The organism is Vibrio sp. ZF57, from assembly GCF_001691235.1.
GTDB lineage: Bacteria > Pseudomonadota > Gammaproteobacteria > Enterobacterales > Vibrionaceae > Vibrio > Vibrio crassostreae_C.
Map to the genome: position 1 here is coordinate 1 of NZ_MAKD01000077.1, position 25,943 is coordinate 25,943.

24 protein-coding genes are annotated in these 25,943 nt (G+C 45.7%); 12 read left to right on the forward strand and 12 right to left on the reverse strand.

Features of this window, described 5'->3' with window-relative positions; translation table 11 throughout:
* Positions 1-358 precede the first annotated feature (358 nt).
* From fre to trxA, 6 genes are all read right to left on the reverse strand, one after another.
* Entirely contained in the window at positions 359-1,072 is a 714-nt protein-coding gene (fre, locus tag A6D97_RS11020; protein ID WP_017059251.1) for an NAD(P)H-flavin reductase, read from the reverse strand.
* A 20-nt stretch (positions 1,073-1,092) separates the two neighbouring features.
* The gene (locus A6D97_RS11025) at positions 1,093-1,362 is read right to left on the reverse strand and encodes a 2Fe-2S iron-sulfur cluster-binding protein (RefSeq protein ID WP_008224727.1); all 270 of its coding nucleotides are present in this window, start codon (positions 1,360-1,362) and stop codon (positions 1,093-1,095) included.
* Positions 1,359-3,200 carry a 4-hydroxy-3-polyprenylbenzoate decarboxylase gene (gene ubiD / locus A6D97_RS11030; protein ID WP_017059250.1) on the reverse strand — a complete coding sequence of 614 codons (1,842 nt, stop codon included), beginning with the start codon at positions 3,198-3,200 and terminating at the stop codon, positions 1,359-1,361. Before ubiD ends, A6D97_RS11025 begins: the two co-directional genes overlap by 4 nt.
* Positions 3,201-3,298: 98 nt before the next feature.
* A complete protein-coding gene (locus A6D97_RS11035) occupies positions 3,299-4,294 on the reverse strand; it encodes a hypothetical protein (RefSeq protein WP_017059249.1) in 996 nt (331 codons plus the stop codon).
* A gap of 110 nt (positions 4,295-4,404) precedes the next feature.
* Positions 4,405-5,664 carry a transcription termination factor Rho gene (gene rho, locus A6D97_RS11040; protein ID WP_017062978.1) on the reverse strand — a complete coding sequence of 420 codons (1,260 nt, stop codon included), beginning with the start codon at positions 5,662-5,664 and terminating at the stop codon, positions 4,405-4,407.
* A gap of 200 nt (positions 5,665-5,864) precedes the next feature.
* A complete protein-coding gene (gene trxA, locus A6D97_RS11045; RefSeq protein WP_010440700.1) occupies positions 5,865-6,191 on the reverse strand; it encodes a thioredoxin TrxA in 327 nt (108 codons plus the stop codon).
* A gap of 111 nt (positions 6,192-6,302) precedes the next feature.
* On the opposite strand from trxA, the gene rhlB reads away from it, so the two are divergent.
* Positions 6,303-7,613 (forward strand): ATP-dependent RNA helicase RhlB, encoded by a 1,311-nt coding sequence (gene rhlB / locus A6D97_RS11050; RefSeq protein ID WP_017062979.1) that lies wholly within the window; start codon positions 6,303-6,305, stop codon positions 7,611-7,613.
* 6 nt (positions 7,614-7,619) lie between these two features.
* The gene (gene gppA, locus A6D97_RS11055; protein ID WP_017062980.1) at positions 7,620-9,113 is read left to right on the forward strand and encodes a guanosine-5'-triphosphate,3'-diphosphate diphosphatase; all 1,494 of its coding nucleotides are present in this window, start codon (positions 7,620-7,622) and stop codon (positions 9,111-9,113) included.
* A gap of 102 nt (positions 9,114-9,215) precedes the next feature.
* On the opposite strand, the gene A6D97_RS11060 is transcribed toward gppA, so the two are convergent.
* The 3 genes from A6D97_RS11060 to recQ form a co-directional block, all read right to left on the reverse strand.
* The gene (locus A6D97_RS11060) at positions 9,216-9,887 is read right to left on the reverse strand and encodes a 7-cyano-7-deazaguanine/7-aminomethyl-7-deazaguanine transporter (protein ID WP_017061333.1); all 672 of its coding nucleotides are present in this window, start codon (positions 9,885-9,887) and stop codon (positions 9,216-9,218) included.
* Positions 9,888-10,132: 245 nt separating this feature from the next.
* Entirely contained in the window at positions 10,133-10,450 is a 318-nt protein-coding gene (locus A6D97_RS11065) for a DUF3630 family protein (RefSeq protein ID WP_065584375.1), read from the reverse strand.
* Between the two features lie 49 nt (positions 10,451-10,499).
* Positions 10,500-12,338, reverse strand: a complete 1,839-nt coding sequence (gene recQ, locus A6D97_RS11070) for an ATP-dependent DNA helicase RecQ (RefSeq protein ID WP_017065746.1) — start codon at positions 12,336-12,338, stop codon at positions 10,500-10,502.
* Between the two features lie 179 nt (positions 12,339-12,517).
* On the opposite strand from recQ, the gene rarD reads away from it, so the two are divergent.
* The 5 genes from rarD (at position 12,518) to tpx (ending at position 18,199) form a co-directional block, all read left to right on the forward strand.
* A complete protein-coding gene (gene rarD / locus A6D97_RS11075; RefSeq protein WP_017061330.1) occupies positions 12,518-13,426 on the forward strand; it encodes an EamA family transporter RarD in 909 nt (302 codons plus the stop codon).
* Between the two features lie 86 nt (positions 13,427-13,512).
* Complete coding sequence (locus tag A6D97_RS11080) at positions 13,513-14,307, forward strand: AraC family transcriptional regulator (protein WP_065584376.1); 795 nt, start codon at positions 13,513-13,515, stop codon at positions 14,305-14,307.
* A 98-nt stretch (positions 14,308-14,405) separates the two neighbouring features.
* On the forward strand, positions 14,406-15,068 hold the full coding sequence (locus tag A6D97_RS11085; RefSeq protein WP_065584377.1) for a LysE family translocator: 663 nt from the start codon (positions 14,406-14,408) through the stop codon (positions 15,066-15,068).
* A 91-nt stretch (positions 15,069-15,159) separates the two neighbouring features.
* A complete protein-coding gene (gene ggt / locus A6D97_RS11090; RefSeq protein ID WP_017062985.1) occupies positions 15,160-16,917 on the forward strand; it encodes a gamma-glutamyltransferase in 1,758 nt (585 codons plus the stop codon).
* A 784-nt stretch (positions 16,918-17,701) separates the two neighbouring features.
* On the forward strand, positions 17,702-18,199 hold the full coding sequence (gene tpx / locus A6D97_RS11095; RefSeq protein ID WP_065584378.1) for a thiol peroxidase: 498 nt from the start codon (positions 17,702-17,704) through the stop codon (positions 18,197-18,199).
* Positions 18,200-18,334: 135 nt separating this feature from the next.
* Here tpx and uvrD read toward each other — a convergent pair whose 3' ends face one another.
* Entirely contained in the window at positions 18,335-20,509 is a 2,175-nt protein-coding gene (gene uvrD / locus A6D97_RS11100; RefSeq protein ID WP_065584379.1) for a DNA helicase II, read from the reverse strand.
* Between the two features lie 263 nt (positions 20,510-20,772).
* Here uvrD and A6D97_RS11105 point away from each other — a divergent pair, with 263 nt between their 5' ends.
* The 4 genes from A6D97_RS11105 (at position 20,773) to A6D97_RS11120 (ending at position 23,182) form a co-directional block, all read left to right on the forward strand.
* A complete protein-coding gene (locus A6D97_RS11105) occupies positions 20,773-21,033 on the forward strand; it encodes a DUF2282 domain-containing protein (protein WP_004736650.1) in 261 nt (86 codons plus the stop codon).
* A 64-nt stretch (positions 21,034-21,097) separates the two neighbouring features.
* The gene (locus tag A6D97_RS11110) at positions 21,098-21,958 is read left to right on the forward strand and encodes a DUF692 domain-containing protein (protein ID WP_065584380.1); all 861 of its coding nucleotides are present in this window, start codon (positions 21,098-21,100) and stop codon (positions 21,956-21,958) included.
* Positions 21,955-22,722, forward strand: a complete 768-nt coding sequence (locus tag A6D97_RS11115) for a DNA-binding domain-containing protein (protein WP_017061323.1) — start codon at positions 21,955-21,957, stop codon at positions 22,720-22,722. The genes A6D97_RS11110 and A6D97_RS11115 overlap by 4 nt, the downstream gene beginning before the upstream one ends.
* A 1-nt stretch (position 22,723) precedes the next feature.
* Positions 22,724-23,182: a DoxX family protein gene (locus A6D97_RS11120; protein ID WP_017061322.1), complete on the forward strand. Its 459-nt coding sequence runs from the start codon at positions 22,724-22,726 to the stop codon at positions 23,180-23,182.
* A 99-nt stretch (positions 23,183-23,281) separates the two neighbouring features.
* Here A6D97_RS11120 and A6D97_RS11125 read toward each other — a convergent pair whose 3' ends face one another.
* Both A6D97_RS11125 and A6D97_RS11130 read right to left on the reverse strand, forming a co-directional pair.
* On the reverse strand, positions 23,282-23,563 hold the full coding sequence (locus A6D97_RS11125; RefSeq protein WP_009848181.1) for a hypothetical protein: 282 nt from the start codon (positions 23,561-23,563) through the stop codon (positions 23,282-23,284).
* Positions 23,564-23,665: 102 nt separating this feature from the next.
* The gene (locus A6D97_RS11130) at positions 23,666-24,865 is read right to left on the reverse strand and encodes a multidrug effflux MFS transporter (RefSeq protein ID WP_198599892.1); all 1,200 of its coding nucleotides are present in this window, start codon (positions 24,863-24,865) and stop codon (positions 23,666-23,668) included.
* 101 nt (positions 24,866-24,966) lie between these two features.
* Here A6D97_RS11130 and A6D97_RS11135 point away from each other — a divergent pair, with 101 nt between their 5' ends.
* On the forward strand, positions 24,967-25,908 hold the full coding sequence (locus tag A6D97_RS11135; RefSeq protein WP_008221529.1) for a LysR substrate-binding domain-containing protein: 942 nt from the start codon (positions 24,967-24,969) through the stop codon (positions 25,906-25,908).
* The last annotated feature ends 35 nt before the right edge of the window (positions 25,909-25,943 follow it).

Below are 25,943 nucleotides of genomic sequence, written 5' to 3' on the forward strand. Positions count from 1 at the left end.
TATTCATCAACGAGTGCCCACACAGATTGATAGGTTTAAATTGTTAAAGAGCTTAACTTCTTGAGCGTTCCTTTTAAGTAAGGAGCCTCTCGAAGTGGACGGCCATTCTAGCGAATTAACATTCAGTGTCAAACACTTTTTGAAAATTAATTTTTTGTCGCTTTCCGTCTTACTGATTCTTGCTGAAGCCTTGTGGCGTCTGCCGTCTCAGTGGTGTCGCATTATAGGGAACCCTCTCAGCTTAGCAACTACTTTTTCATGAAAAATGAATAAATAGGGGTTAACTGCCTAATAGTTCACCTAAACGTAAAAAAGAGAGCATTTCTGCTCTCTTTTTGCTCAAAATCTAAGGGTATTGTTAGATAAATGCGTAAGCATCAGCGTACATATGGTCACGCTTTGCTTCTTTATTCTGAGTAAATAGGTCTCTTGCAGCGCCCGCCATTTCAAAACGACCTGCAATATAGATATCGAAATCAGCTAATGATTCGAAACTTTGCATAACAGCCTCAAGCACATTACCTGTTTGGCCATGCCAAACTTCCGGTGCTTCTTCTACTACCGGTACAAAGTGCACATTGCTATGCTTTTCTGCAATGCCAACCAACTCTTCTTTAGCATATAACTGGCACTCATCTTTTGCGCCCCAGTATAGGTAGATCTCTTTCGAGCTATTTTGCGCGATGCAGTGATCAAGAATAGAGCGCACGTAGCTGAAACCCGTGCCACCAGCAATAAGTAATAGAGGGCGATCGCTTTCTTCTTTGATCCAAGCATCTCCGTGTGGAGCATCAATCGCAATATCGCCATCTTCAGCTTGTGCCTTCTTCATCGCTTCAACCACTTCTAGTGCGTAAGCGTTGTGCTCGGCAGCACCAATGTGCAGCTCAAGCTCACCTTCGTGGCGGCAAGGGCTACTTGCGATAGAGAATGGGCGCTTATCTTTCTCGCCCATTTCAACCATCAGGTACTGGCCCGCTTTAAAAGCGACCGGTGTTTCTGGGTGAAGTAGGATTTGGTAAGTATTACAAGCCAAAGGCTCGATAGACTTCACTTTACATTTAATAGTCATGTTCTTCCTCTTACTAACCCTTAATCGGCAAAGGTTAGAACTAAATTACTTTCTGCAAATGCTTGGCAAGCAAAAATCCAGCCTTGTTGCTGCTCTTTCTCTGTGAGCATGGGTTCAAGGTGGTAACTCACTTGCCCTTCTAATTTTTTGCACATACACATTGCGCATGCGCCAACTTGGCAACGGTTTGGGAAATAGATATCGCTGTTGAGCGCAGCATCCAAGACCGTTTGCCCTTTTTCTACTGTGAAACTGATGTTTTCTGGGTATAAGACTACTTGGTAGCTCATGAAATTCCTAGCTGTTCCCAGATGCTATCAATCTTTTTCACAACATCAGGATCTTTTGTGATTGGTACACCCCACTCACGCAGGCATTCACCTTCCCACTTATTGGTCGCATCGAGACCCATTTTTGAGTGTCCAGTTTCGTTCTGCAGGAATAACGTATCTCTCGCCGGATCCATTCTTGTCGTTACAGCCCAAATGATGTCATTCCAATCACTCACATTGACATCGCCATCACACACGATAACAAACTTGTTCTCATCAAATTGAGACCAAACCGCTTCCATGATTTTCTTACCATTACCGGCAGCTTGCTTATCAATAGACACCACAACCATGCTGGCATTGTCGTTTTGCAGGTGAACATCAATAATTTCAGGATGAACCTTGGTTAACTCAGCCAAGCTACCCTCAATATGTTCACTATTTACAGGTGCTGTTTGGACATCTGGCGATAACGCTAACTCTGCGTCCCACTTCTTAGTAATATCTAGACCCATCTTAGAACCTAACCCAACCACGGGTGAGGCAAAATCCAATGAATCGATCGGCGTGTTCTCTATCATCAGGCTATCGCGTGACGGATCCATATGTTCGCACATCGCTGCGGTTACTTGAGACCAATCACGTGCATTCACATCTTCATCACACACCAATACAAATTTGGTGTACATGAATTGGCGTAAGAAAGACCATACACCCATCATCACTCGCTTAGCGTGACCTGGGTATTGCTTCTTCATGGTCACGACTGCCATTCGGTACGAACAACCTTCAGGCGGTAGATAGAAATCTTCAATCTCTGGGAACTGCTTTTGAAGAATAGGCACAAACACTTCATTTAGCGCAACACCCAATACCGCTGGCTCATCAGGTGGACGGCCAGTATAGGTGCTGTGATAGATAGGGTTCTCGCGCATGGTTACATGAGTAATAGTAAACACATGGTGCTTTTCTTTCTCGTTGTAGTAACCAGTATGATCTCCGTAAGGCCCTTCATCTGCGAATTCATTCGGGTCGATGTAACCTTCCATCACGATTTCTGCACTTGCGGGAACTTCTAAGTCGTTGCTGATTGATTTAACGACCTCAGTTTTACTACCACGTAGTAAGCCTGCAAACGCGTACTCAGATAAACTATCCGGCACTGGCGTAACCGCACCAAGAATGGTGGCAGGATCAGCACCAAACGCTACCGATACTGGGAATGGTTTCCCAGGGTTAGTTTCCATCCAATCACGCAGATCCAATGCTCCACCACGGTGGGCTAACCAACGCATGATGATTTTATTCTTGCCGATCTTCTGCTGACGATAGATACCTAAGTTTTGGCGTTTCTTGTTTGGACCACGAGTAACCGTTAAACCCCATGTTAGCAATGGCGCGACATCATCAGCCCAACAGCTCATCACAGGGATTTTATCTAGGTCGACGTCATCGCCTTGCCATACCACTTGTTGGCAAGCCGCTTTGCGAAGGCGTTTAGCTGGCATGTTTAAGACTTGCTTAAACACAGGTAGTTTATCAAGAGCGTCTTTAAAGCCTTTTGGTGGCTCAGGTTCTTTTAGGTAAGCAAGCAACTTGCCCACTTCACGCAGTTCTTTGACTTCTTGACGTCCCATACCAATAGCAACCCGATTAGGTGTACCAAATAGATTGGTCAAAACGGGCATGTCATAGCCTACTGGATTTTCAAACAAAAGAGCCGGGCCACCAGCACGTAGAGTACGGTCGCTAATCTCGGTCATTTCGTAGTCTGGATCGACTGGGTGAGAAATGCGTTTCAACTGACCAATACTTTCAAGATGGTCGATAAAATCACGTAAATCTTTAAAACTCATAGGACTTCTACATGCTGATTATTCTGCGCTCAGTATATCAAAAAGGGTGACGCTGAGGTCCCCCTTTTTAGTGTGGTTATTGAGAGGCAAAATCCACTTTACGGTAATGCTTGCTCGATCAAAGAACTCTTCACCTGAGGGTTATCATTGACGAGATCTTGCAACCATCGCGTATGACCTTGTTTGGCGAGTTCACGCGCAACTAATGGTGCTTCATCAGCAATCGCCATCCTAGAGACAAGGAACAGCTTCACCTCTTCTGATAACGGGTTAACTTTGGTAAGCAAAGTAATCGCTTCATCTTTCAAACGCGGGTTCTTAGTCGCTGCCATCACCTGTTCAAGCGCGAACGTTTGTTTGGTTTCAGCAAGGCGAACTAGCTCAGCTTGGCTATGATAATCGGCCTTCATTCGCCATAGAATTTTGTAAACCTCTGGGTCTTCGCTCACTTGCGCTAATCGAACCACCACCTCAGTAGAAGGTAACCAACTAACAATAGAAGATGCGGTGAGTTGCTTAGTTAGGTAATCAACCGCTTCAGGAGACAAACTGTCTAGCTCTCTAATGAGCAACGCTTCTCGCGTTTGAACTTGATGTTCAGATCCAGATAACCACTCTTTTAGGTCGAGTTCCTGTTTCTCTGCATCTAGCACAAATACCAATGTCTTCTGATCTTGACGCCATTGTTTAATAAGGCGATTAGCAATTGAAGGGTAATTAAAGGCAGGTACCGTAAACTCATAGCCATCGCCACGTTCTAAGACTTGATAAGTGGGCGTGATAGCAAGTTGCTGCTCGATGAAGATAGACATCTTGGGTGTGAGTACGATTTTTTGCTGTTCAAGCTTCTTCAAGAGTTGGTAACGAGCCACCTCTTGCTGGGGAAATGTCAGGCGCTCAAGCGCAAAGCGTAGCGAATTGACTTCGTCACGTACGACAAGCTCTAGTAGTTCAGCAGTTTTCAGTTTTACTTGATCATTCTCAAGCCAAGACTCTACTGTAAGTGGAGACATCTCGGTGGCATAGCTCATACCAACCGGTGAAAATAACAGTGAAGTAGACAGGAGTAATGATGACAACAGTCCATGTTGCATTTTAACGTCCTTGTAACACTTTTGCTCATTCTGCAAGCTGGCGCTACAAAATGCAAATAAAAAGCGCCACCCGAGGGCAGCGCTTATTAAATACGATCAGCTAATCAATATTACTGACGACGCATTGCGTCAAAGAACTCATCGTTCGTTTTCGTCATTGCTAGCTTGTCGATAAGGAATTCCATTGCGTCGATTTCGCCCATTGGGTGAACAATCTTACGCAGGATCCACATCTTCTGTAGTTCATCGTTCTTGGTAAGAAGCTCTTCACGACGAGTACCAGAGCGGTTGAAATCAATCGCTGGGAATACGCGTTTTTCAGCAATCTTACGGTTAAGGTGCAGTTCCATGTTACCTGTACCTTTGAATTCTTCGTAGATAACTTCATCCATCTTAGAACCAGTATCAACCAGTGCTGTTGCGATGATCGTTAAGCTACCGCCTTCTTCTACGTTACGTGCCGCACCGAAGAAACGCTTTGGACGATGTAGAGCATTCGCATCAACACCACCAGTAAGAACTTTACCTGATGAAGGAATCACAGTGTTGTAAGCACGAGCTAGACGAGTAATAGAATCCAGTAGGATAACTACATCTTTCTTGTGTTCAACAAGGCGCTTCGCTTTCTCGATAACCATTTCTGCAACTTGTACGTGGCGAGATGCTGGCTCATCGAATGTTGAAGCAACTACTTCGCCTTTAACTAGACGCTGCATTTCTGTTACTTCTTCTGGACGCTCATCGATAAGTAGAACCATTAGTTCACACTCAGGATGGTTACGTGCAATGCTTTGAGCAATGTTTTGCAGAAGCATTGTCTTACCCGCTTTAGGCGGAGCAACAATCAGACCACGCTGACCTTTACCAATTGGAGATGCAAGGTCAAGAATACGAGCCGTAATATCTTCAGTCGCACCATTACCCGCTTCCATCACCATACGTTCGTTAGCGTGAAGAGGAGTAAGGTTTTCGAAAAGAATCTTGTTACGTGCGTTGTCTGGCTTGTCGTAGTTAACCGTGTTTACTTTAAGCAGTGCAAAGTAACGCTCACCGTCTTTAGGTGGACGGATTTTACCGCCAATAGAGTCACCTGTACGTAGGTTAAAACGACGAATTTGGCTTGGTGATACGTAGATATCATCTGGGCCAGCCAGGTATGAACTGTCGGCGCTACGTAGGAAACCAAAACCGTCTTGAAGAATTTCTAGAACACCATCACCAAAGATGTCTTCACCACTTTTTGCATGCGCTTTAAGGATGGAGAAGATAATGTCTTGTTTTCTTAGGCGAGCTTGATTTTCAAGACCTAAGCTTTCGCTAAGTTTAACAAGCTCAGACACAGGTCTGTTCTTCAGTTCAGTAAGATTCATAGTGGTGGAAGTTTGTTTAGTCAAAATAGGATCTGTTTTCTTAAGTTAAGAAGGATTTGGTCACAGGATCGACCAAGAAGAGAAATTCGTTCAATTAACGTGCGATAAATTAGCACTAAAACTAAGACTAGTCCATAGCTTAGAAAAAACAAAACCGCGCATTTGTTAACTGCACGGTTTCTTTTCAAATGCTGACCTGATTAAAGGTTAGCGTCTAAGAACTCTTTAAGTTGAGTTTTAGATAATGCACCAACTTTAGTCGCTGCTACGCCGCCATCTTTGAAAAGAAGTAGCGTTGGAATACCGCGAATACCAAACTTTGGTGGAGTACCAGCATTTTGGTCGATATTTAATTTACCGATTGTGAGCTTGCCTTCGTACTCGTCTGCGATTTCATCAAGAATCGGCGCAATCATTTTACATGGACCACACCATTCTGCCCAAAAATCAACAAGAACAGGGCCTGCAGCATTGATTACATCGTTATCAAAACCGTCATCAGTTAGCTGCAAAATCTTATCACTCATCTTCCACTCCAATGTATTTTTTAGAACTGGTTGGATGATAACCAGTAAATAGATGCCCTATTGGAATGTATTTACTTTCGTATTGCAAGCTTAAGCTGATATTCTATAGCAATGAAAAAGACGCATATCACAGAGCAAAAGTTCGCCGACTTGGATTTACTTCCGCAAGTCATTGAAGGATTGGAGAAAAAAGGGTTCGATTATTGTACCCCTATCCAAGCCTTGGCGCTCCCGGTACTGCTCACCGGCCAAGACATTGCAGGCCAGGCCCAAACGGGTACTGGTAAAACGCTTGCGTTTCTTACTGCTACTTTTAACCACCTGCTAAAAACATCTGAGCATGAAGGGCGTAAGCCTAACCAGCCACGTGCGATTATTATGGCACCAACGCGTGAACTCGCGATTCAGATCTACAACGATGCTGACTCTCTGGTTGAAAGCACAGGTATCAAGGCAGCACTTGCTTACGGTGGCGAAAGCTACGACAAGCAACTAGGTAAAATCGAAGAAGGCGCAGATATCTTAATTGGTACGACTGGCCGCATCATCGATTTCTACAAGCAGAAGGTATTTAACCTTAACCACATTCAAGCTGTTGTTCTTGACGAAGCTGATCGCATGTTCGATCTTGGTTTCATCAAAGACATCCGCTTCTTGTTCCGCCGTATGCCTGAGCCAAAAGATCGCCTGAACATGCTGTTCTCTGCGACATTGTCTTACCGCGTACAAGAGCTAGCGTTCGAACACATGCACAACCCAGAGCATGTTGTTGTTGAGCCAGAGCGTAAAACAGGTCACCGCATTCAGGAAGAACTGTTCTACCCATCAAACGAACACAAAATGGCACTGCTGCAGACTCTAGTTGAAGAAGAGTGGCCAGAGCGCGCTATCATCTTCGCTAACACTAAGCACAAATGTGAGTCTGTTTGGGGTCACCTAGCTGCAGATGGTCACCGTGTTGGCCTGCTAACTGGCGATGTTCCTCAGAAGAAACGTGAAAAGATTCTTGAGCAATTCACTAAAGGTGATGTTGACCTGCTTGTCGCAACCGACGTTGCAGCACGTGGTCTACACATTCCTCAAGTAACACACGTATTCAACTTCGACCTACCTGATGACTGTGAAGATTACGTTCACCGTATCGGCCGTACAGGTCGTGCTGGTGCAAGTGGTCACTCGATCAGCTTTGCTTGTGAAGATTACGCAATCAACTTGCCACCAATCGAAGAATACATTGAGCACGCGATCCCTGTGTCTGACTACGATGCTTCTGCACTGCTAGAAGATCTACCAGCACCATTGCGCTTACGTACACGTAACCCGCAACAACGCCGCTCAAACAACAATGGCCCACGCAACGGGAACCGTAAACCAAACCAGAACCGTCGCCCACGCCAACCGCGTCATAACAAGGAAGCTTAGTCGCTTATGAGTCAAACAGTGTCACCCCCGCTTTACGCTGCAATCGACCTCGGGTCGAACAGTTTTCATATGCTCGTTGTGCGTCATATCGATGGCAGCGTACAAACCATGGCTAAAATTAAGCGCAAAGTGCGTTTAGCTGCAGGCTTAGATGAAAATAATGCGCTCAGTACAGAAGCCATGCAGCGCGGTTGGGACTGTTTGAGTCTCTTTGCAGAGCGACTTCAAGATATTCCGAAAGAAAATATCCGCATTGTCGGTACAGCGACCCTACGTACTGCTATCAATGTGGATATATTTCTAGAGAAAGCGAACCAGATCCTTGGTTACGACATCAATGTTATCTCCGGAGAAGAAGAAGCTGCGACTATCTATAAAGGCGTAGCACACACTTCTGGTGGCAGCGGCCGCCGACTGGTTGTTGATATTGGTGGCGCAAGCACCGAGATGATCATTGGTGAAGGCTTCTCAGCGAAAGCACTAACCAGCCTAAAGATGGGCTGTGTTACTTGGCTTGAGCGCCACTTTAAAAACCGCCAATTAACCGCTACCAACTTTAACAACGCCATTGAAGCGGCGAAGTCGACGTTGGCTCCTATCCTAGATAGCTACACTGATATCGGATGGGATGTGTGTGTGGGCGCCAGCGGTACCGTTCAAGCACTGCAAGAGATCATGTTGGCGCAAGGCATGGATGAAGTGATTACTCATGCCAAACTTAAGCGTCTACAGAAACAAGCGATGATTACTGAGCGCTTGGAAGAGCTAGAAATCGAAGGACTTACCCTTGAACGCGCATTAGTGTTCCCGAGTGGCCTTTCCATTCTTATTGCTATTTTTGAGTTGCTTGAAATAGATTCAATGACACTCGCAGGCGGCGCACTCCGTGAAGGCCTAGCCTACGAGATGGTTGATGAGCTTCGCCAAGAAGATATCCGAGCGCGTACCATTAAGAGTGTTCAATCACGCTACCAAATGGACGTAAGCTACGGTGAACAAGTTGCTGTAGTCGCACAAACGCTGCTAGACCAAGCGGGCGCCGAAGCGTGGGTTTCAGAACCTCAAGCTGGTGTGCTATTGCAAACGGCAGCTAAGCTTCACGAGATTGGTTTAACCATCGATTTCAAAAAAGGCGGTGAGCACAGCGCTTATCTGCTGCAAAACTTAGACCTACCTGGCTTTACTCGAGCGCAAAAGCACTACTTGGGTGAGTTAACTCGTCGCTACCGTGAACAGTTAACCTCATTACCAGAGCAACACGCTATCTCAGGCACCAGCAGCAAGCGTATTTTACGTATTCTGCGTTTGGCTATTTTGTTAACTCACCGTCGTAACCCAGCGCTAGAGCCTGAGTTCAAACTGACGACGAATGACAACAATCTAACCCTAACGCTTTCTAAGCAATGGTTAGCTGACAATCCGCTGACCGCTGCAGAGCTAGAGATCGAGTCGAATAGACAAACCGATATTGGCTGGCCATTGAATATTAAATGCCTCTGATATTAGTATCTGACGCTAGAAATTAAAAAAAGCCCAAGTTAGTAGACTAACTTGGGCTTTTTCTTATCGCTGCATTAATGCTTTGTGTTACAAATCTCAAACTTAAGCGTTCACGCCTGTCGCTTTAAAGTCAGGGTTCACTGCGGTTAGCTTTCTAACAATGTAGTTAAGAAGCACGCCGTACATAGGCACGAACAAGCCTAAGCTGATGATAAGTTTGAATCCGTAATCGACTAAGGCAATCTCAGTCCAATGCTCGGCCATAAATGGATCTGGGCTTTGGTAGAAAGCAATCGCAAAGAATGCGATGGTATCAATGGCATTACCGAATAACGTTGAGCATGTTGGGGCTACCCACCACTGTTTAAGCTGACGTAGGCGGTTAAAAACATGTACATCCAAGATCTGACCCAGTAAATAAGCCATGAAGCTCGCCGCGGCGATACGTGCAACAAACAAGTTGAACTCACCTAGTTGGCTAAAGCCTTGGAATGAACCTTCAAAGAACACCACTGACAAGAAATAAGAAACGGCCAGAGCTGGTAGCATCACTAAGAAAATGATTTTACGGGCAAGCTGCGCGCCAAAAATGCGTACGGTCAGATCGGTCGCTAGGAAGATAAACGGGAAAGTGAAAGCACCCCAAGTGGTGTGCATACCGAAGACGGTAAAAGGTAGCTGAACCAGATAGTTGCTTGACGCAATAATCACCAAATGGAACAAAACTAATAGTGCTAAGGCTTTGCGCTGTTGCGCAGGGGTAAAGTTACTCATGCTGTACCTTTTTAGTTTGGTTTGGGGGTGAGGGAACCCAAATCGAGTCATTTCTTCGAATAATCCAAGAAAGCTCTTACCAATAATGTGAATTAAAAAATGTATCTAAAAATTGCTCTGCTGAGCGGCGGGCGATTATACATTAATCAATATTGGCTGCAACGGTGAGAACAAACGCAAACGTTTATTCTCACTTTTATTGGTGAATAGCTCTAGAAGCTGTGTTTTAGAAGAGATGCCAAAAGTTAAAAACCGCGCTTGAAAAGCGTCGCGAGATAATCAAACTCTTCTCGGCTTTCTTCAGCGTTTAACGACTCAAACCAAATTGATTCACTGTAATGTTCGGACTTTAAGAACATTCGGCAATCTTCAAAATCAATCAACCAAGAATGCATATCGGCGTCCCATTGCTTTTCAACAACTGACGCTGACAACAACGCCACCAGCTTTTCACCTAGCACTTCATAAGAATCAAAATCAAAATCAAAACTTGGAGACGTAATCAATAAACGCCCTTCCTCAGCTAAATACTCTCTTAAGCCAAATTCTGTTTGTGTTGTCATGTCCCTATCAACCTTATTCTTTTTCTATTAGTTAGACGTTTCTCGCAAACTAGCCGTGTGTGGTGATGTGTTCTTGAATCAGATCTAGGAATGGGTCTGCGTACTTATCGAGTTTACGTTGACCGACACCGTTGACTGCCAGCATTTCTCCGTATGAAGTAGGTAGTATTTCAGCCATATCAATCAAGGTCGCGTCACTGAATACCACATATGGTGGCAAGCCATCTTCATCAGCAATCGACTTACGCAGCTTACGCAGTTTCGCAAACAGCTTCTTATCGTAATTCTTGCTGCTTAACTTATCGGACTTAGCATTACGCACCGCTGTATCTAAACGAGGAACAGCCAATTCCAAAGACATCTCACCGCGCAGCAGCGGGCGGGCTTCTTCTGTTAGCTGTAAAGTTGAGTTACGAGTGATGTTCTGGAACAGCAAGCCTTTATGAATCAGCTGACGGAAGATACTGATCCAGTAATCATGACTGTGATCGCGGCCAATACCGTAGGTAGATAGCTTATCGTGACCATTATCGCGGACACGGATGTTCTGCATGCCTCGCATTACTTCGACCACGTAGCCCATACCAAATGACTGATTCACACGGTACACACAAGACAACGCCTTCTGTGCTTCTTGGGTCGCGTCAAAGTGTTTTGGTGGATCTAAGCAGATATCGCAGTTGCCACATTGCTTCTCGCGATATTCGCCAAAATAGTTAAGCAGAACCTGACGACGACACGTTTGCGCTTCAGCAAAGGCACTCATCGCATTCAGCTTGTGCATCTCAACTTGTTTCTGTGGGCCTTCTTCTTTCTCATCTAGCATACGACGCAGCCAACCCATATCAGCCGGGTCAAACAACATCATCGCTTCAGCAGGCAAACCATCACGACCTGCACGGCCTGTCTCTTGATAGTAAGACTCGATATTACGTGGAATATCAAAGTGCACCACGAAACGTACGTTGGGTTTGTTGATGCCCATACCGAAAGCCACAGTCGCGACCACGATCTGAATATCATCGCGTTGAAAGGCTTCTTGAACGTAAGCACGCTCATCGGTGTCCATACCAGCGTGATAACCCGCGGCGCGAATACCGTTATTGCACAGCTTCTCGGTCACCATCTCCACTTTCTTACGGCTACCACAGTAGATGATGCCGCAATTGCCCTTTTGTGTTTCTAGGTAGCGAACCACCTGTGACACGGGTTTGTGCTTCTCAACCAAGTTGTAGCGAATATTAGGGCGATCAAAGCTGCCTAAGTAAGTATGCGGGTCCAGGAGCTGTAAGCGCGAGATAATATCTTTGCGCGTCGCATCATCAGCGGTTGCTGTGAGCGCCATGTAAGGCACATGCGGGAAATACTGTTTAAGCTGACCTAATGATGCGTATTCAGGGCGGAAGTCGTGACCCCATTGAGAGATACAGTGCGCTTCATCGACTGCAATCATCGAAAGCGGTAAACCTTGAAGACGCTCGATAAAATCACGCATCAACACACGCTCTGGTGACACATACACCATTTTCAGCTGACCTGAGTTCATACGATTGAACACATTCAGCAATTGGTCACGTGGCATTGAAGAGTTAATACACTCAGCGGCAACACCATTGGCCTTCAATTGGTCGACTTGGTCTTTCATCAACGAGATCAGCGGTGAGATAACCAGAGTCAGCCCTTCACGAACCAAAGCCGGAATTTGGTAACACAGAGATTTACCACCACCGGTTGGCATAATCACCAAGCTGTCTTTGCCTTCAACGGCCAAATCAATGACCTCTTGCTGACCATCGCGAAAGCTTTGATAGCCGAACACATCTTGCAAGATGGTTTGCGCATCATTCGCGGGAGTTGGTATTTGCTCAGCAATCAGAGTGGCGGTCATTGTGGTTCCTAATCGAGGTATGAAATCAGCAAGCATCTTCGGCAAGCAAGTCGCACATTGTAGAGGGGAACGCTGGCGAATTAAACCGCAAATTGTTAGGTGAAAAGGGTTATCGCTCCTATACTGACCAACTCTCTTATAAATCTTATTAATAAGCACTCAGTGCTAGAGAAAGATGCATGACACAGGAAGAACAACAACGTACGCGCCAAGGAGTTTTGCTTGCCGTCGGCGCTTACACAATGTGGGGTATCGCCCCTATATATTTCAAATCTTTAAGTGACGTTTCCCCGTTAGAGATCCTCAGCCACCGTGTAGTATGGTCCTTTTTCCTACTCGCTTTCTTACTACACATTGGCCGCAGCTGGCGTAAAGTTCGTGACACCCTGACCTCAAAACCAAAAATGCTCTATTTGGTAGCGACGTCTATTTTGGTGGGTGCAAATTGGCTGATCTTTATCTGGGCGGTGAACTCCAATCACATGCTCGATGCCAGTTTGGGGTATTACATCAACCCGCTGATTAACGTATTGCTCGGAATGCTCTTCCTCGGTGAGCGCTTACGTAAGCTGCAATGGTTTGCTGTAGCTCTTGCTGCGATTGGCGTATTAATCCAATTGATTGCCTTCGGCTCAGTACCGATCGTCGCCATTGCCCTAGCCTTTAGCTTTGGTTTTTATGGCTTGCTGCGTAAGAAAGTCAGCTTAGAAGCGCAAACGGGTCTGTTCATTGAAACTCTGGTGATGCTGCCTCTCGCCGCAACCTACTTACTGTTTATTGCCGATAGCCCGACCTCAAACTTATCGATGAACCCGATGCAACTCAACCTGTTATTGGTTGCTGCCGGTGTGATCACCACGGTTCCATTACTGTGTTTTACTGGTGCTGCAACTCGCTTGAAGCTATCGACACTCGGTTTCTTCCAGTACATCGGTCCAAGTTTGATGTTCTTACTGGCGGTTCTGATTTACGGTGAAGCCTTTACCTCAGATAAAGCGATTACCTTTGCTTTCATATGGGGAGCACTGGTTATTTTCAGCTTTGATGGCCTGCGTAACAACAAGAAGAACAAACGCGCTAAACAGTGATACTGATCGTTTTTTACAAGACAATCCCTTAATACGCAGATAAGCTTGGTTGAATTGATGACTATTTGACCAAGCTTTTTTGTACCATGGATAAAGTCCACTACTACTCTACCCCAACAGAAGATATCAGCCTGATCCAAGCTCAATACCAAGAGTTTGCCTTTCAACGCCACTATCATTTGGACTTTCACATCGGCTTAATTACCCAAGGGCAGCAAAAGTTCGCCTACAAAGGGACGAGCCACCATGTCGGTGCAGGCCAAGTTGTTATCATGCCACCTGATGAGCTGCATGATGGGCACTCCAAACTCGATTCAGGTTATCAAGTCAGTGTGTTTGCAGTTTCTCCTCAATGGTTTCAAGATCTTGCCGATCCCAAGCAAAATGGTCACACATTAGGCTTTTCTGAGTTGATCCTCTCCGATCAAGCTGCGTTTTTACAATTACGCAACTTACACGGCCTGTTAATCAATCAAAGCATCAGCCAACTCGCTCAAGATTGCTTACCATTCGAGGGGTTCTCAACGATTGTCGATCGTTATGCAAAATTTGGATCGAAGAGTGACATCAAACTGGGTAATCAATCGATTAATACACTCAAAGACTATTTGATGGCGAATTTGGACCAGCCAGTGCGATTAGAACAACTGTCTGAGCTGTGCGGCTTAACCACAACTCAATTCCAACGCCACTTTAAGAACAGAATGGGCATCACCCCTTACGCGTGGCTGAGCCGTTTACGTATGGAACAGAGCATGCGCCTGATTAAATCTGGGATCTGTGGTACTAAAGTCGCGCACCAAGTAGGCTTCTATGATCAAGCACACTTCTCCAAGGCATTCAAAACCACATTCGGCGTACCACCCTCACAAATCAACTAAGTGTTGATAATTTACAATTGCTCGATTTCAAATCGCGGTAAGCTACGCTCAATACGATTACTTATTTAATAATAGCGGCAACGTTATTGAGAACTGACATGAACGAAGTCACCATACTGATCACCCTCGCCTCTATCCATTTCATCGCTTTGATGAGCCCCGGCCCTGACTTTGCGTTAGTCGTGCAAAATGCGACACGCCACGGCAGACAAACAGGCTTGTACATTGCGCTTGGTTTATCTTGCGGGATCTTACTGCATTCGTTGCTCAGCCTGACGGGAATCAGTTACCTAGTCCACCAGCAACCAACCCTATTTGCCATTATCCAGTTGGCTGGCGGTAGCTACTTGCTGTACTTAGGCTACGGTGCACTTAAAGCAACCTGGCAAATCATTCAGAACCACGATGATGACGACGATACCGTCAATGCCAAAGATCTGATTCTGACCAACAAGCGTCAGGCATTTTCGAAAGGGTTTGCGACCAATATTCTCAACCCAAAAGCTTTGGTGTTCTTTATTAGCTTGATGTCGAGCTTAGTGCCTGCCGACATGTCTCTATCAGGTAAAGGCTTTGCGCTTATTATCTTGTTTGGTCTGTCTCTGTTTTGGTTTTCACTACTGGCGTGGATGCTTTCGACTAAGGCTCTACAGAAGAAACTTAGCGAAGCAACGGTATACATCGATGGCTTATGTGGCGTGGTATTCAGCCTGATTGGCGCGAGTATTCTTTGGCAGTCGCTGTCCGGTTCAATCGCTTAAATTCGAATCAAGATTACAATTCGTTAACAACGCACTGGCTATCTAATCTTTCCGCTGCCAATCTAGCTCTGCATATTAAAAGGAGAAGATCATGCAGTGGAAAACAAAACTAACAACCCTCGCCACTTCTACCCTACTTTTTGCCTCTCACGTCAGTTGGGCAAATCAAGCTGCCGATTCCGTCGCACCCGAACAAAGTAGTGGTTTAGAAACCAAACAACTCGTTAAAGCCAACGATTGGATGGTCACCGCAGCCAACCCTCTTGCAACACAAGCCGGTGCTGATGTACTTGCCCGTGGTGGTAACGCAATTGACGCCATGGTTGCCGTGCAGCTTATGCTTGGCTTAGTGGAACCTCAGTCATCAGGTATTGGTGGCGGCGCGTTCCTTGTCTATTTTGATGGCAAAGACAAACAGCTCAAGACCTACGATGGCCGTGAAACTGCGCCACTTGATGCCACCCCACGTCTATTCCAAGACGAAAACGGACAACCGCTTAAATTCTATGATGCCGTGGTTGGCGGTCGTTCTGTTGCCACGCCGGGCACGGTGCAATTGCTGTGGGACACTCACCAGAAATACGGCAAGCTCGAATGGGCATCACTGATTAAACCTATCGCTCAGTTAGCTGAAGAAGGTTTTACTATCAGCCCACGTTTAGCCACCTTGATCGAAAACGACCAAGAACGTCTGAGCCGCTTTGCGACAACTAAAGCCTACTTCTTCAATGCCGATGGCAGCCCGAAAGCCGCTGGCACGCAACTTAAGAACCCTGAATACGCGGCAACGTTACACGCTATCTCGAAGGATGGTGCTAAAGCTTTCTACCAAGGTGAGATTTCTGCCGACATCATTAACACAGTACAAACAGCGAAAGGTAACCCGGGCGTATTGGCACAGAAAGATTTCGACGCCTATTCGATCAAGCAGCGCGAACCGGTTTGTTCTGCTTATGAAAGCTACGATATTTGCGGAATGGGACCACCAAGTTCAGGTGCGTTAACGGTTGGACAAATCCTTGCAATGACTGAGCAGTTTGACCTCAAATCATGGGGGCCAAACGACGCAAAATCTTGGCAAGTGTTAGCAGACGCTTCTCGCTTAGCCTTTGCAGACCGTGGTATGTACATGGCAGACCAAGATTATGTGCCTATGCCAACCCAAGGGTTAGTGAATACTGACTATTTGCAGGAGCGTGCTCAGTTAATTACCGCAGGTAAGGCATTAGACAGCGCACCTTCAGGCACCCCACCGTGGGATCATGCGATGCAGAGAAGCCAAGATGTTTCTATTGAGTTGCCGTCCACCAGCCACTTCAACATTGTCGATAGTGATGGCAATGTCGTATCGATGACTACCACTATTGAGAATGCCTTTGGCTCACGTTTGATGGTTAGAGGTTTCCTACTCAATAACGAACTAACCGACTTCTCATTCAAGACTCATAACGATGGCAAACCTATCGCGAACCGACTTGAACCGGGTAAGCGCCCACGTTCTTCAATGGCACCGACCATCATCATGCAAGACGATAAACCTTACATGGCAATTGGCTCTCCGGGAGGCAGCCGTATCATCGGTTATGTGGCACAAGCGATCATTGCTCACACCCAATGGGACATGGATATCCAACAAGCGATCAACCAACCACACTTCCTAAATCGCTTCGGTACCTTAGATTTGGAAAAAGGAACATCAGCGGAAAACTTCAAACCTGAGCTAGAAAAGATGGGATTTGAGGTCAACGTTCGCGATCTTAACTCGGGTTTACACGCTATTCGCATCACAAAAGATGGTCTAGAAGGTGCTGCAGACCCTCGCCGTGAAGGTGCAGCTATTGGCCAATAGGGAATAATCCTCCCTTTTTACTCGCAGCCTTGTGCGAGATCTCTCACAAGGCAGTGAGTAAATATCGATATTTGATGACGAAATTAGTCACCCACAAACCGTAACCGATTGAAATTAAACAATACGTACATTTATCATTCAAATAATTATATAGAAATTCGCTTATGCACCATTGCTGATAAATAAGGAATCGGTAATATGAATGGTGTCGGAAGGATGCTGACACGGAACAGGAAACGCCAAGGACTTGGTTATCTTCAGGATGAAGATTCGATTACTCAGGATGAATAATCGGCATGGATAGCGAAATGGACATTGAATGGACGCAATAGTAACTAGGATGGTTGCTACTAAGGAAAGACAATGGACACCTCTGGACGAGGAAAGGACTGAACATCAGGATGATGTAAAGGACACCGCTCAAGGAACAAGTGACGCGCGCTAACGAGGATTGTTGGCAGATCAGGATAAGATCAAGGACACCGCTAGGAAGGCGACGAAAGGAATACGCTGAAGGATAACAGCACACTATCATGGATTTGATGCATGGAGCACACTTAGTAGCCGGATTGCTGCGAGTAAGACTATAGACCCCGATGAGCGCAAGCTCTCGGGGTTTTTCTTTATCTGTCGTTTCACTTATTCCTCTCTCAAACAAATAAATCAAAGACCTTTAATTACAATTCTGACATTTAAAGCATTCACTTCTTAACCACTTCCGAGTAACGTAAGTCTTACTAGGCTCAACTAGTTTCATAACCATAATTAAACTAAGGACAAATTCATGTCACACGTTACCTTCAAAGGCGCTGCTGTACCACTAACAGGCACATTCCCACAAACTGGCGAACAAGCACCAAGCTTTGCACTGACTGCAGGCGACCTTTCTGAACTGACTCTTGCTTATCTTGAAGGCAAGAAAGTGGTTCTAAACATCTTCCCAAGTATCGACACAGCAACTTGTGCAACGAGCGTACGTACGTTCAACGCAAAAGCAGCAGAACTTGAGAACACGGTTGTTGTTTGTATTTCTGCTGACCTACCGTTTGCTGCGGGCCGCTTCTGTGAACTAGAAGGCATTGAAGGCGTTCAACACGCTTCAACTTTCCGTTCTCCTACATTCGCATCAGACTACGGCGTAGCGATCGCTGAAGGCCCACTATCAGGCCTAACAACACGTGCCGTTGTCGTTGTTGATGAAAAAGGTGTGGTGACACACAGCGAGTTGGTTGCAGAGATCACTGAAGAGCCAAACTACGAAGCGGCACTTGCAGCACTGTAAGTCTCACTTTGAGGCAACAATGTCTTCAGCTCGTATTAACCTAATTTAGGTCGGTACAAAGTAATAAAAAGAGCAGCCATTGGCTGCTCTTTCTGTTTTTAATAATGAACGATTTTTAGATACCGAAGTAGCAGATTACAACTGTTCTAAACGAGCGTAAGCCGTTACTAACCACTTGATGCCTTCACCGTTAAACGCGACTTGAACTCGGCTCTGCGGGCCACTTCCCTCGAAGTTGATGATAGTGCCTTCACCAAACTTAGGGTGCTTAACGCGAGAACCCAAACTAAAGCCTGTTTCGTTAAAGTTCTCTTTCACGGCGGTTTGGCTAAAGCGGCCACTGCTAGCAGGACGACTCACTTGCGCTTTCATACGAACCTCATCCAGACAGGTTTCTGGTAGTTCACGAATAAAACGAGATGGCTTGTGGTACTTGTCTTGACCATACAAACGACGCATTTCAGCATAAGTGATGTAGAGCTTCTCCATCGCACGGGTCATACCGACATAGCACAGGCGACGCTCTTCTTCTAAACGCCCCGCTTCTTCGGCCGACATCTGGCTTGGGAACATGCCTTCTTCGACACCCACCATAAACACCATTGGAAACTCTAGGCCTTTAGCACTGTGCAAAGTCATTAACTGAACCGCATCGTCAAACTCATCGGCCTGACCTTCACCCGCTTCCAAAGCTGCGTGAGTTAAGAACGCCGTCAGCATGCTCATCTCATCCGCTTCTTCCGGCTTTTCAAACTGGCGCGTTGCCGTTACCAATTCTTCCAAGTTCTCGATACGTGCCTTCGACTTCTCACCCTTCTCTTGCTCGTACATAGCAAACAGACCCGACGATTTAATCACGTGGTCGGTTTGTTCATGCAGGCTAAGTTCCAACGTGTCATCTTCAAGCGCATTAATCAGCTCGATAAAACGACTTAATGCACCCGCAGCACGACCGGGTAGCACTTGCTCTTCTATCAAAGCAACACTGGCTTCCCACATGGTTGCACCACGATCACGAGCAGCAAGACGAATCGTTTCTAACGTTTTATCACCCAAGCCACGCGTTGGCGTATTAACCACACGTTCAAACGCGGCATCATTACTGCGGTTGCTCATGAGGCGCATGTAGCTCAAGGCGTCTCTGATTTCTTGACGCTCGAAGAATCGCATGCCGCCGTAGATTCGGTAAGGTAGACCACCTTGGATCAAAGCTTCTTCAAGAACACGAGATTGGGCGTTATTACGATAAAGCATCGCGGTATCTTCTAACGCACCGCCTTTCTCTTGCCACTCTTTGATTTTGTTGACCGTGAAACGTGCTTCATCTAGCTCGTTATAAGCTGAGTACACAGAGATTGGCTCGCCATCGTTACCATCGGTCCACAGCTCTTTACCCATACGTTCGGTGTTGTTCGAGATAAGCTCGTTCGACGCCTGCAGAATGGTTTTAGTTGAACGGTAGTTTTGTTCAAGTCGAACCGTCGAAGCTCCTGGGAATTCATCCAAGAACTTCTGAATATTTTCGATCTTCGCACCACGCCAACCATAGATAGATTGGTCATCATCACCTACGATCATCACGCGACAATCTGGGCCAGCCATCATCCGAAGCCAAGCGTATTGGATGTTGTTGGTATCTTGGAATTCATCGACAAGGATATGCTTAAAGCGTGCTTGGTAATGCTCTCGAATGTGTTTCTTATCGCGTAATAGTTCATGCGATCGCAGCAAGATTTCCGCAAAGTCGACCAAACCAGCACGGTCACATGCTTCTTGGTAAGCAGAATAGATCTTTAACCACGTTTGAGTTATTGGATCATGGTAGGCGTCAATGTGACTTGGGCGTAACCCCTCGTCTTTCTTGCCATTGATCCACCAAGAAGCTTGCTTAGCAGGCCACTGCTTTTCATCGAGGTTTTGCGCCTTGATTAAGCGGCGTAGCAAACGAATCTGATCATCAGAATCAATGATCTGGAAATCTTCTGGCAGTTTTGCATCTAGGTAGTGAGCACGAAGGATGCGGTGACAGATACCATGGAAGGTGCCGTTCCACATGCCTGACGAACTACCCATCATCAACTCTTCAATACGACCACGCATCTCTGCTGCCGCTTTGTTGGTGAAGGTAACCGACATAATAGAGAACGGTGATGCTTGCTCTACGCTTTGCAGCCAAGCGATACGATGCACCAACACTCGCGTTTTACCACTGCCTGCACCTGCCAGAATAAGTAGGTTTTCTAAAGGTGCCGCGACCGCCTCACGTTGTTTATCGTTTAGGCCATCGAGTAAAAGCGAAGGATCTATCATTGGATATGCTCACTACTGGGTATTTATACATAAAAGTTGATTATAACCTAAACACTAGGCTGCGTTTAGGATAATAAGAAGAAAAAACAATCAAAAAATAACACCATATAATCAGTAACTTAATAGCTAACACATCATTAATATTGATATTTCTTATAATGTCGTGAAATTATTTCCTAGTTCTTCCTATCCTTTTTAGTAAGCAAGTTAACAATCCATTAACCTGCGATATAAAATACTATTAAGTCCTAGAGGGAATGACTATGAAAAATTCTAATCTTGCTGTTACAGCTGCAATCACAAGTGTACTAGCGTTCGGCGGTGCAGTTCTTACATCAGCACCTGCGGAAGCAGCAGCAAAAGAAAAATGCTACGGCGTGGCAAAAGCTGGCCAAAATGATTGTGCAACCAAAACAAGCTCATGTGCGGGTACAGCAAAAGAAGACAACCAATCCGATGCGTTCGTAGTCGTACCTAAAGGGCTATGTGGCAAATTATCAGGTGGTAACACTCAATCATCATAATTGAGCTGCTTAGTATGGTGAGCTGACATTCAGCTCACCTCCACTTCTTGTTAGGAGAATCGTTGTGACTCAAACTCTTCACCCCTACGCAGGGGTTGGCCTTAGAACACCGCACTTGGACTTCTTTAGCCAAAATCCAGCCTTAGTAAGTTGGTTAGAAGTTCACAGCGAGAACTACTTCTTAGCTCAATCACCGCAACGACAACAACTCAGAGAAATTCGTCACGCACACAACATCAGTTGTCACGGTGTTGGGTTGTCGCTAGGTTCTGTTGAGCGCATCAATCAACATCATCTTGTGCAATTAAAAGAGCTCATTGATGATATCGAACCCTTCTTGGTTTCTGATCATCTCAGTTGGAGTCAGAAAAGTGGTCATTATTTCAATGACTTGCTACCGCTGCCTTACACAGAAGAAGCATTGGAAGTCTTCTGTCGTAATGTCATCGAGGTTCAAGACAGCTTGCAACGCCCGATGTTGATTGAGAACCCATCGAGCTACCTATCCTTCAAGCATTCTACTATTCCTGAGTGGGAGTTTTTGGCTGAGGTACAAAAGCGTACTGAGTGTCGCCTACTGCTCGATTTCAATAATATTTTCGTCTCATCTTTTAATCATGGCTTTAGTTGTGAAGAGTACTTAAACGGAATACCAGCAGACAAAGTTGAAGAGATTCACTTGGCAGGTTTTACCAAAAAGAAGCTTGAACAAGGTGAGATCTGGATAGACACACACAGTAAACCTGTCTGTGACGAAGTGTGGAAACTCTACACTGACTGGGTTGCACAACATGGTTTGCGCCATACCTTGATTGAGTGGGATCTCGATATCCCAGAGCCACAAGTTTTATTGGCTGAAGCAACCAAAGCCAGTGATATCTTGTATCAACACGACAAGTTCAACCAAAGGAGTCGCGCCTCATGAGCCACTCCCTAGCAGAGGTTCAATTGGAGTTTGCTAACGCCCTACGCTATCAAAACAATGGTGAGTACTGCGACATAGTGAGCGACCATTTTACCGATGAACAACGCATCCAGATTTACCGTAATAACTTTGTGATCAGCTTGAGCGAAGTTCTGGCAGCAACCTACCCACTCACTGAAATGTTGGTTGGTGAAGAGTGCTTCCAACAGATGGCTCGTCAACATGTCTTACATTATCCATCGACCTCTGGTGATGTCAGTGGTTACGGTGAACACTTTGAACAGACTATCCAAGCCTTTCCTGCCGTTATTGAGGCTGCACCTTATCTCGGTGAAGTGGCTTTGTATGAATGGCAGAAAGATAGCTTGGTAAGGTTTTCGTCACAAGCACATGTCGACCAGAGACCTCTTTCTTGCCTTGCAGATGTACCACAAGAGCAACAAGGCGCTTTAGTCTTTCATCTCAAAGATTCAATAACACTGATTCATTCTAGTTACACGATTATCGCGCTTGAACACGCCATCTATCAGCAGCAACTTGATGGGCTAGACATCAACCAAGCTGAATTTGGGGTGTTAATCCGAGCTGAGAATTCACAGGTTGAGAGCCATAGTTTGAGTGAAGAGAGCCACCAACTCCTCACTGAATTGCAATCAGGTCGAACACTCTCAGCAATCGATCCTTTATTACTACAACATCTGAATACTGTTATGGCGCTAAACGTCATCTCAGGTTTTTCAATCAATGCCGAATTGGAGGCATAACATGGATAACAACACAGTCACGAACATGATGGCTCAATACGACAGTTTGATTGAGAAATCACAGGCACTTTTTGTTCCAGTGCTTCTACTATTTTGTCGCCTTTGGGTGGCGTGGGTATTCTTTAATTCTGGACTCACCAAGATAGCTACTTGGGATAGCACGCTTTACTTGTTTGAATTGGAATACCAAGTGCCACTGCTACCTTGGGAATTGGCTGCTTACATGGGCACTGCCGCTGAGTTAATTCTACCGATGTTTTTAGCGCTCGGTTTATTAACACGACCTATGGCTGCGGTGTTGTTCGTTTTCAATATCATTGCTGTCGTGTCTTACCCTGTATTGTGGGATCAAGGCTTCTACGATCATCAGCTTTGGGGGTTAATGATTCTTATCGTTGTCGTGTGGGGCGCAGGACCATTCTCACTTGATAGAGTTTTGAAAGCGCAGTTCAGGAATTAAAATAAGTTTTCACCTCTTTTGAACTGCTAAAGCTAAATGCTACAGCCCAAACGCAAGAAACCAATCAATTGAGTGGTTTCTTTTTTAACTGGGATAAGCTTACTTATTTAGAAAAGCTTGTAGCTCTTCAGCAGAGATGCCTTGCTCTGCAAGTTCTTTTGCCAATAGCTGAACCTGCTCACCCTTACGAGACTCTACCACACGCTGAAATTGGTAAATGATATCTCGCAAAGTATCGATTGGAACTTGTTTTGCCGCACTGCGAATACGCTCTTCACTTTGGTTGCCTAGCTCTTTAAGCAGTTTACCAAACATGACCTTTTCAGGTGCATCTTCCATTTGTTCTAAGACGCGCGCCATTTCGTAGGTTGTTAATGACATTACAGTATTTTCCGTTGGGGACTAACGTTTCAATGAGTGACAAATATACCATGTTTTAACGTTTCGAAAACCGCCATTTGTATATTTTGTCACCCTTGTAACTTATGCCTTAGCAAACGTCGTGTGCCAAGACTTACCCGCTTTGCTCGCAAGCACTAATAACGCAGGAACAATCAGGAACATTTGCAGAGCAATCATCACTTGCGACGTTAAATCAAGACGTTGCATGGTACCCACAAGAAGCCCTGAACCGCTCATTTGGAACAAGCCAAGCAGCGCAGCAGCTGTACCCGCACGGTCACCGAAAGGTTCTAGAGCTTTACCTGCCGCAGCACCAAGAATCCAAGCAAAGCCAACTGACGATAAGAAGATCGGTAGCATGAACGCGATTGGAGTAGCGTGCTCAGCAAGCACCAACATAATCACACCCGCTAAGCCCAGCGTCGAGATACCAACCACCAGTGCTTTATAGGTACCAAAACGGTCCATAAATTTAGGTGCAGTAAACGCAGCTGCAATGTTGATGGCCGCATTAACACCAAACCAGAAAGTAAACTCTTTCATGGTTAAGCCAAGGTTCTCCATCAACACAACCGGTGCTGAGGTTACATAAGCGAGGATCACTGCCATCGCCATCAAACATAGAGTTGCGTGGAATAGGAATGAAGGTGTTTTTAATACTGACCAGTAGCGCTCTAGTTTGAACACCGCTACCTTTTCCGTCACCGGGTTCGATTCTTTCATTTGGAAGAATAAGATAGTACCGACAACGACGGCAAAACCCGCCATAAAGCTGAAGTTCGAACGCCAGCCAAATTGATGAGTTAACCAAGCGCCAAGAATCGGTGCCAATGCAGGAATAAAGCAAATAGCACCATTAAGGTAGCTGATCATTCGGCCACTCTTCTCTGGACCAAATAGATCGCGAACCGTTGCAAAGGCAGCTACAGAAGTCGCACAAGCTCCTAAGCCTTGTAGCAGCCGAGCTATTAGCATCATATCAATCGATTGAGCTGCCCACGCCAAGCAAGCACTCAATGCATAGATACTAACACCTCCCAATGCAACGGTTCGACGTCCTAGCTTATCCGCCAAAGGGCCGGCAAATAGTTGGCCGACACCCATGGCAAATAAAAACCAAGTAATCGTATCTTGTGCTAGTGCATGTTCCACGTGAAACGCTGTCGAAATTTGTGGCAGAGCTGGCAGGTAGATATCAATAGCCAAAGGGCTAAAAAGAACCAGCATTGCCAATAAAGCAACCTGCAGTTTACTAGGGGTTGGAAGCGCGTTAGAAGGCACAAGATTCTCCGGATGAGTTAATTTAGGTGCATAATAACCAACTAAAGATATGAACAAAAATGGCATATAATCATTAGCATTATTCCAATAAGGAAACTCACATGAATATCGAGAAACTATCGCGCCTCGACCTCAATCTACTAGTTTGCTTGCAGGTGCTAATGGAAGAGCTGAGTGTTACACGCACTGCACATCGATTGTGCCTGAGCCAGTCAGCGGTGAGTAAATCATTGGCCAAACTTCGCGAACAATTTAATGACCCTCTTTTTACGCGAAGTGCACACGGCCTACGCCCGACACCAAAAGCAGTGTTCCTTAAGCCACGGTTGGAAACACTGATCAATCAACTTGATGTGCTCACCCAACCGGAGACATTCATTCCCAACAACAGTGACCACAGTTTTCACATTGCAGCGGTTGAAAGTGTCTACCCGTTGATTCTTCCTCACTTCTTGCCCGCGATTTTTCGCCAAGCACCGAAGGTAAATATCAACACTCACGCTTGGACGGAGCAAACCTTTAAGAAATTACAGCTTGGTGAACTCGATATCGGACTCACGGGTAAAGACATCGACATCAACGACGCGCGTTTAACCATGTTGCCGCCAGATGATATTTGCGAACAAGAGATCTACCGAGATGCACAGATGTGTGTATTGAGACGTAACCACCCTGCTCTGAGTGGTCAATGGGATCTGGAAACCTACCTTGCACAACGTCATGTACAAGTAAGGTGTGATGGAAACGATCGCTGGCTACTCGATTACAAACTAGCTGACCTTGGTCACCAACGTGATATTGCTATCTCTGTGCCCGACTTCAACAGTGCGGCAAGCCTGTGTACCTACACCGACTTTGTATTTACCGCACCAAGCCACTTCACCCATCTTGTCGCGAAGCAACTCGACTTAGTGGTTGTGCCTCTGCCAATGGAATTTCCACCAATGGCATACACCCTGTTTTGGCACCGTGATAGAGAAAACGACCCAGCCTTAACTTGGTTGCGAGATATCATCAAAGAAAAAACTCTGCACCTCAGATAAAAATGGCGTTCAGCGTTTGCAGCAAACGAACAAAA

Excerpts from the sequence above, each read along its gene's own strand:
- A6D97_RS11105 (WP_004736650.1), top strand. The coding sequence starts at position 20,773 with ATGAAAAATTCTAATCTTGCTGTTACAGCTGCAATCACAAGTGTACTA.
- tpx (WP_065584378.1), top strand. The coding sequence starts at position 17,702 with ATGTCACACGTTACCTTCAAAGGCGCTGCTGTACCACTAACAGGCACA.
- fre (WP_017059251.1), bottom strand. The coding sequence starts at position 1,072 with ATGACTATTAAATGTAAAGTGAAGTCTATCGAGCCTTTGGCTTGTAAT.
- A6D97_RS11035 (WP_017059249.1), bottom strand. The coding sequence starts at position 4,294 with ATGCAACATGGACTGTTGTCATCATTACTCCTGTCTACTTCACTGTTA.
- recQ (WP_017065746.1), bottom strand. The coding sequence starts at position 12,338 with ATGACCGCCACTCTGATTGCTGAGCAAATACCAACTCCCGCGAATGAT.
- uvrD (WP_065584379.1), bottom strand. The coding sequence starts at position 20,509 with ATGATAGATCCTTCGCTTTTACTCGATGGCCTAAACGATAAACAACGT.
- gppA (WP_017062980.1), top strand. The coding sequence starts at position 7,620 with ATGAGTCAAACAGTGTCACCCCCGCTTTACGCTGCAATCGACCTCGGG.
- rarD (WP_017061330.1), top strand. The coding sequence starts at position 12,518 with ATGACACAGGAAGAACAACAACGTACGCGCCAAGGAGTTTTGCTTGCC.
- A6D97_RS11065 (WP_065584375.1), bottom strand. The coding sequence starts at position 10,450 with ATGACAACACAAACAGAATTTGGCTTAAGAGAGTATTTAGCTGAGGAA.
- A6D97_RS11060 (WP_017061333.1), bottom strand. The coding sequence starts at position 9,887 with ATGAGTAACTTTACCCCTGCGCAACAGCGCAAAGCCTTAGCACTATTA.
- ubiD (WP_017059250.1), bottom strand. The coding sequence starts at position 3,200 with ATGAGTTTTAAAGATTTACGTGATTTTATCGACCATCTTGAAAGTATT.
- rho (WP_017062978.1), bottom strand. The coding sequence starts at position 5,664 with ATGAATCTTACTGAACTGAAGAACAGACCTGTGTCTGAGCTTGTTAAA.
- A6D97_RS11025 (WP_008224727.1), bottom strand. The coding sequence starts at position 1,362 with ATGAGCTACCAAGTAGTCTTATACCCAGAAAACATCAGTTTCACAGTA.
- rhlB (WP_017062979.1), top strand. The coding sequence starts at position 6,303 with ATGAAAAAGACGCATATCACAGAGCAAAAGTTCGCCGACTTGGATTTA.
- A6D97_RS11115 (WP_017061323.1), top strand. The coding sequence starts at position 21,955 with ATGAGCCACTCCCTAGCAGAGGTTCAATTGGAGTTTGCTAACGCCCTA.
- A6D97_RS11125 (WP_009848181.1), bottom strand. The coding sequence starts at position 23,563 with ATGTCATTAACAACCTACGAAATGGCGCGCGTCTTAGAACAAATGGAA.
- trxA (WP_010440700.1), bottom strand. The coding sequence starts at position 6,191 with ATGAGTGATAAGATTTTGCAGCTAACTGATGACGGTTTTGATAACGAT.
- A6D97_RS11120 (WP_017061322.1), top strand. The coding sequence starts at position 22,724 with ATGGATAACAACACAGTCACGAACATGATGGCTCAATACGACAGTTTG.
- A6D97_RS11085 (WP_065584377.1), top strand. The coding sequence starts at position 14,406 with ATGAACGAAGTCACCATACTGATCACCCTCGCCTCTATCCATTTCATC.
- A6D97_RS11080 (WP_065584376.1), top strand. The coding sequence starts at position 13,513 with ATGGATAAAGTCCACTACTACTCTACCCCAACAGAAGATATCAGCCTG.
- ggt (WP_017062985.1), top strand. The coding sequence starts at position 15,160 with ATGCAGTGGAAAACAAAACTAACAACCCTCGCCACTTCTACCCTACTT.
- A6D97_RS11135 (WP_008221529.1), top strand. The coding sequence starts at position 24,967 with ATGAATATCGAGAAACTATCGCGCCTCGACCTCAATCTACTAGTTTGC.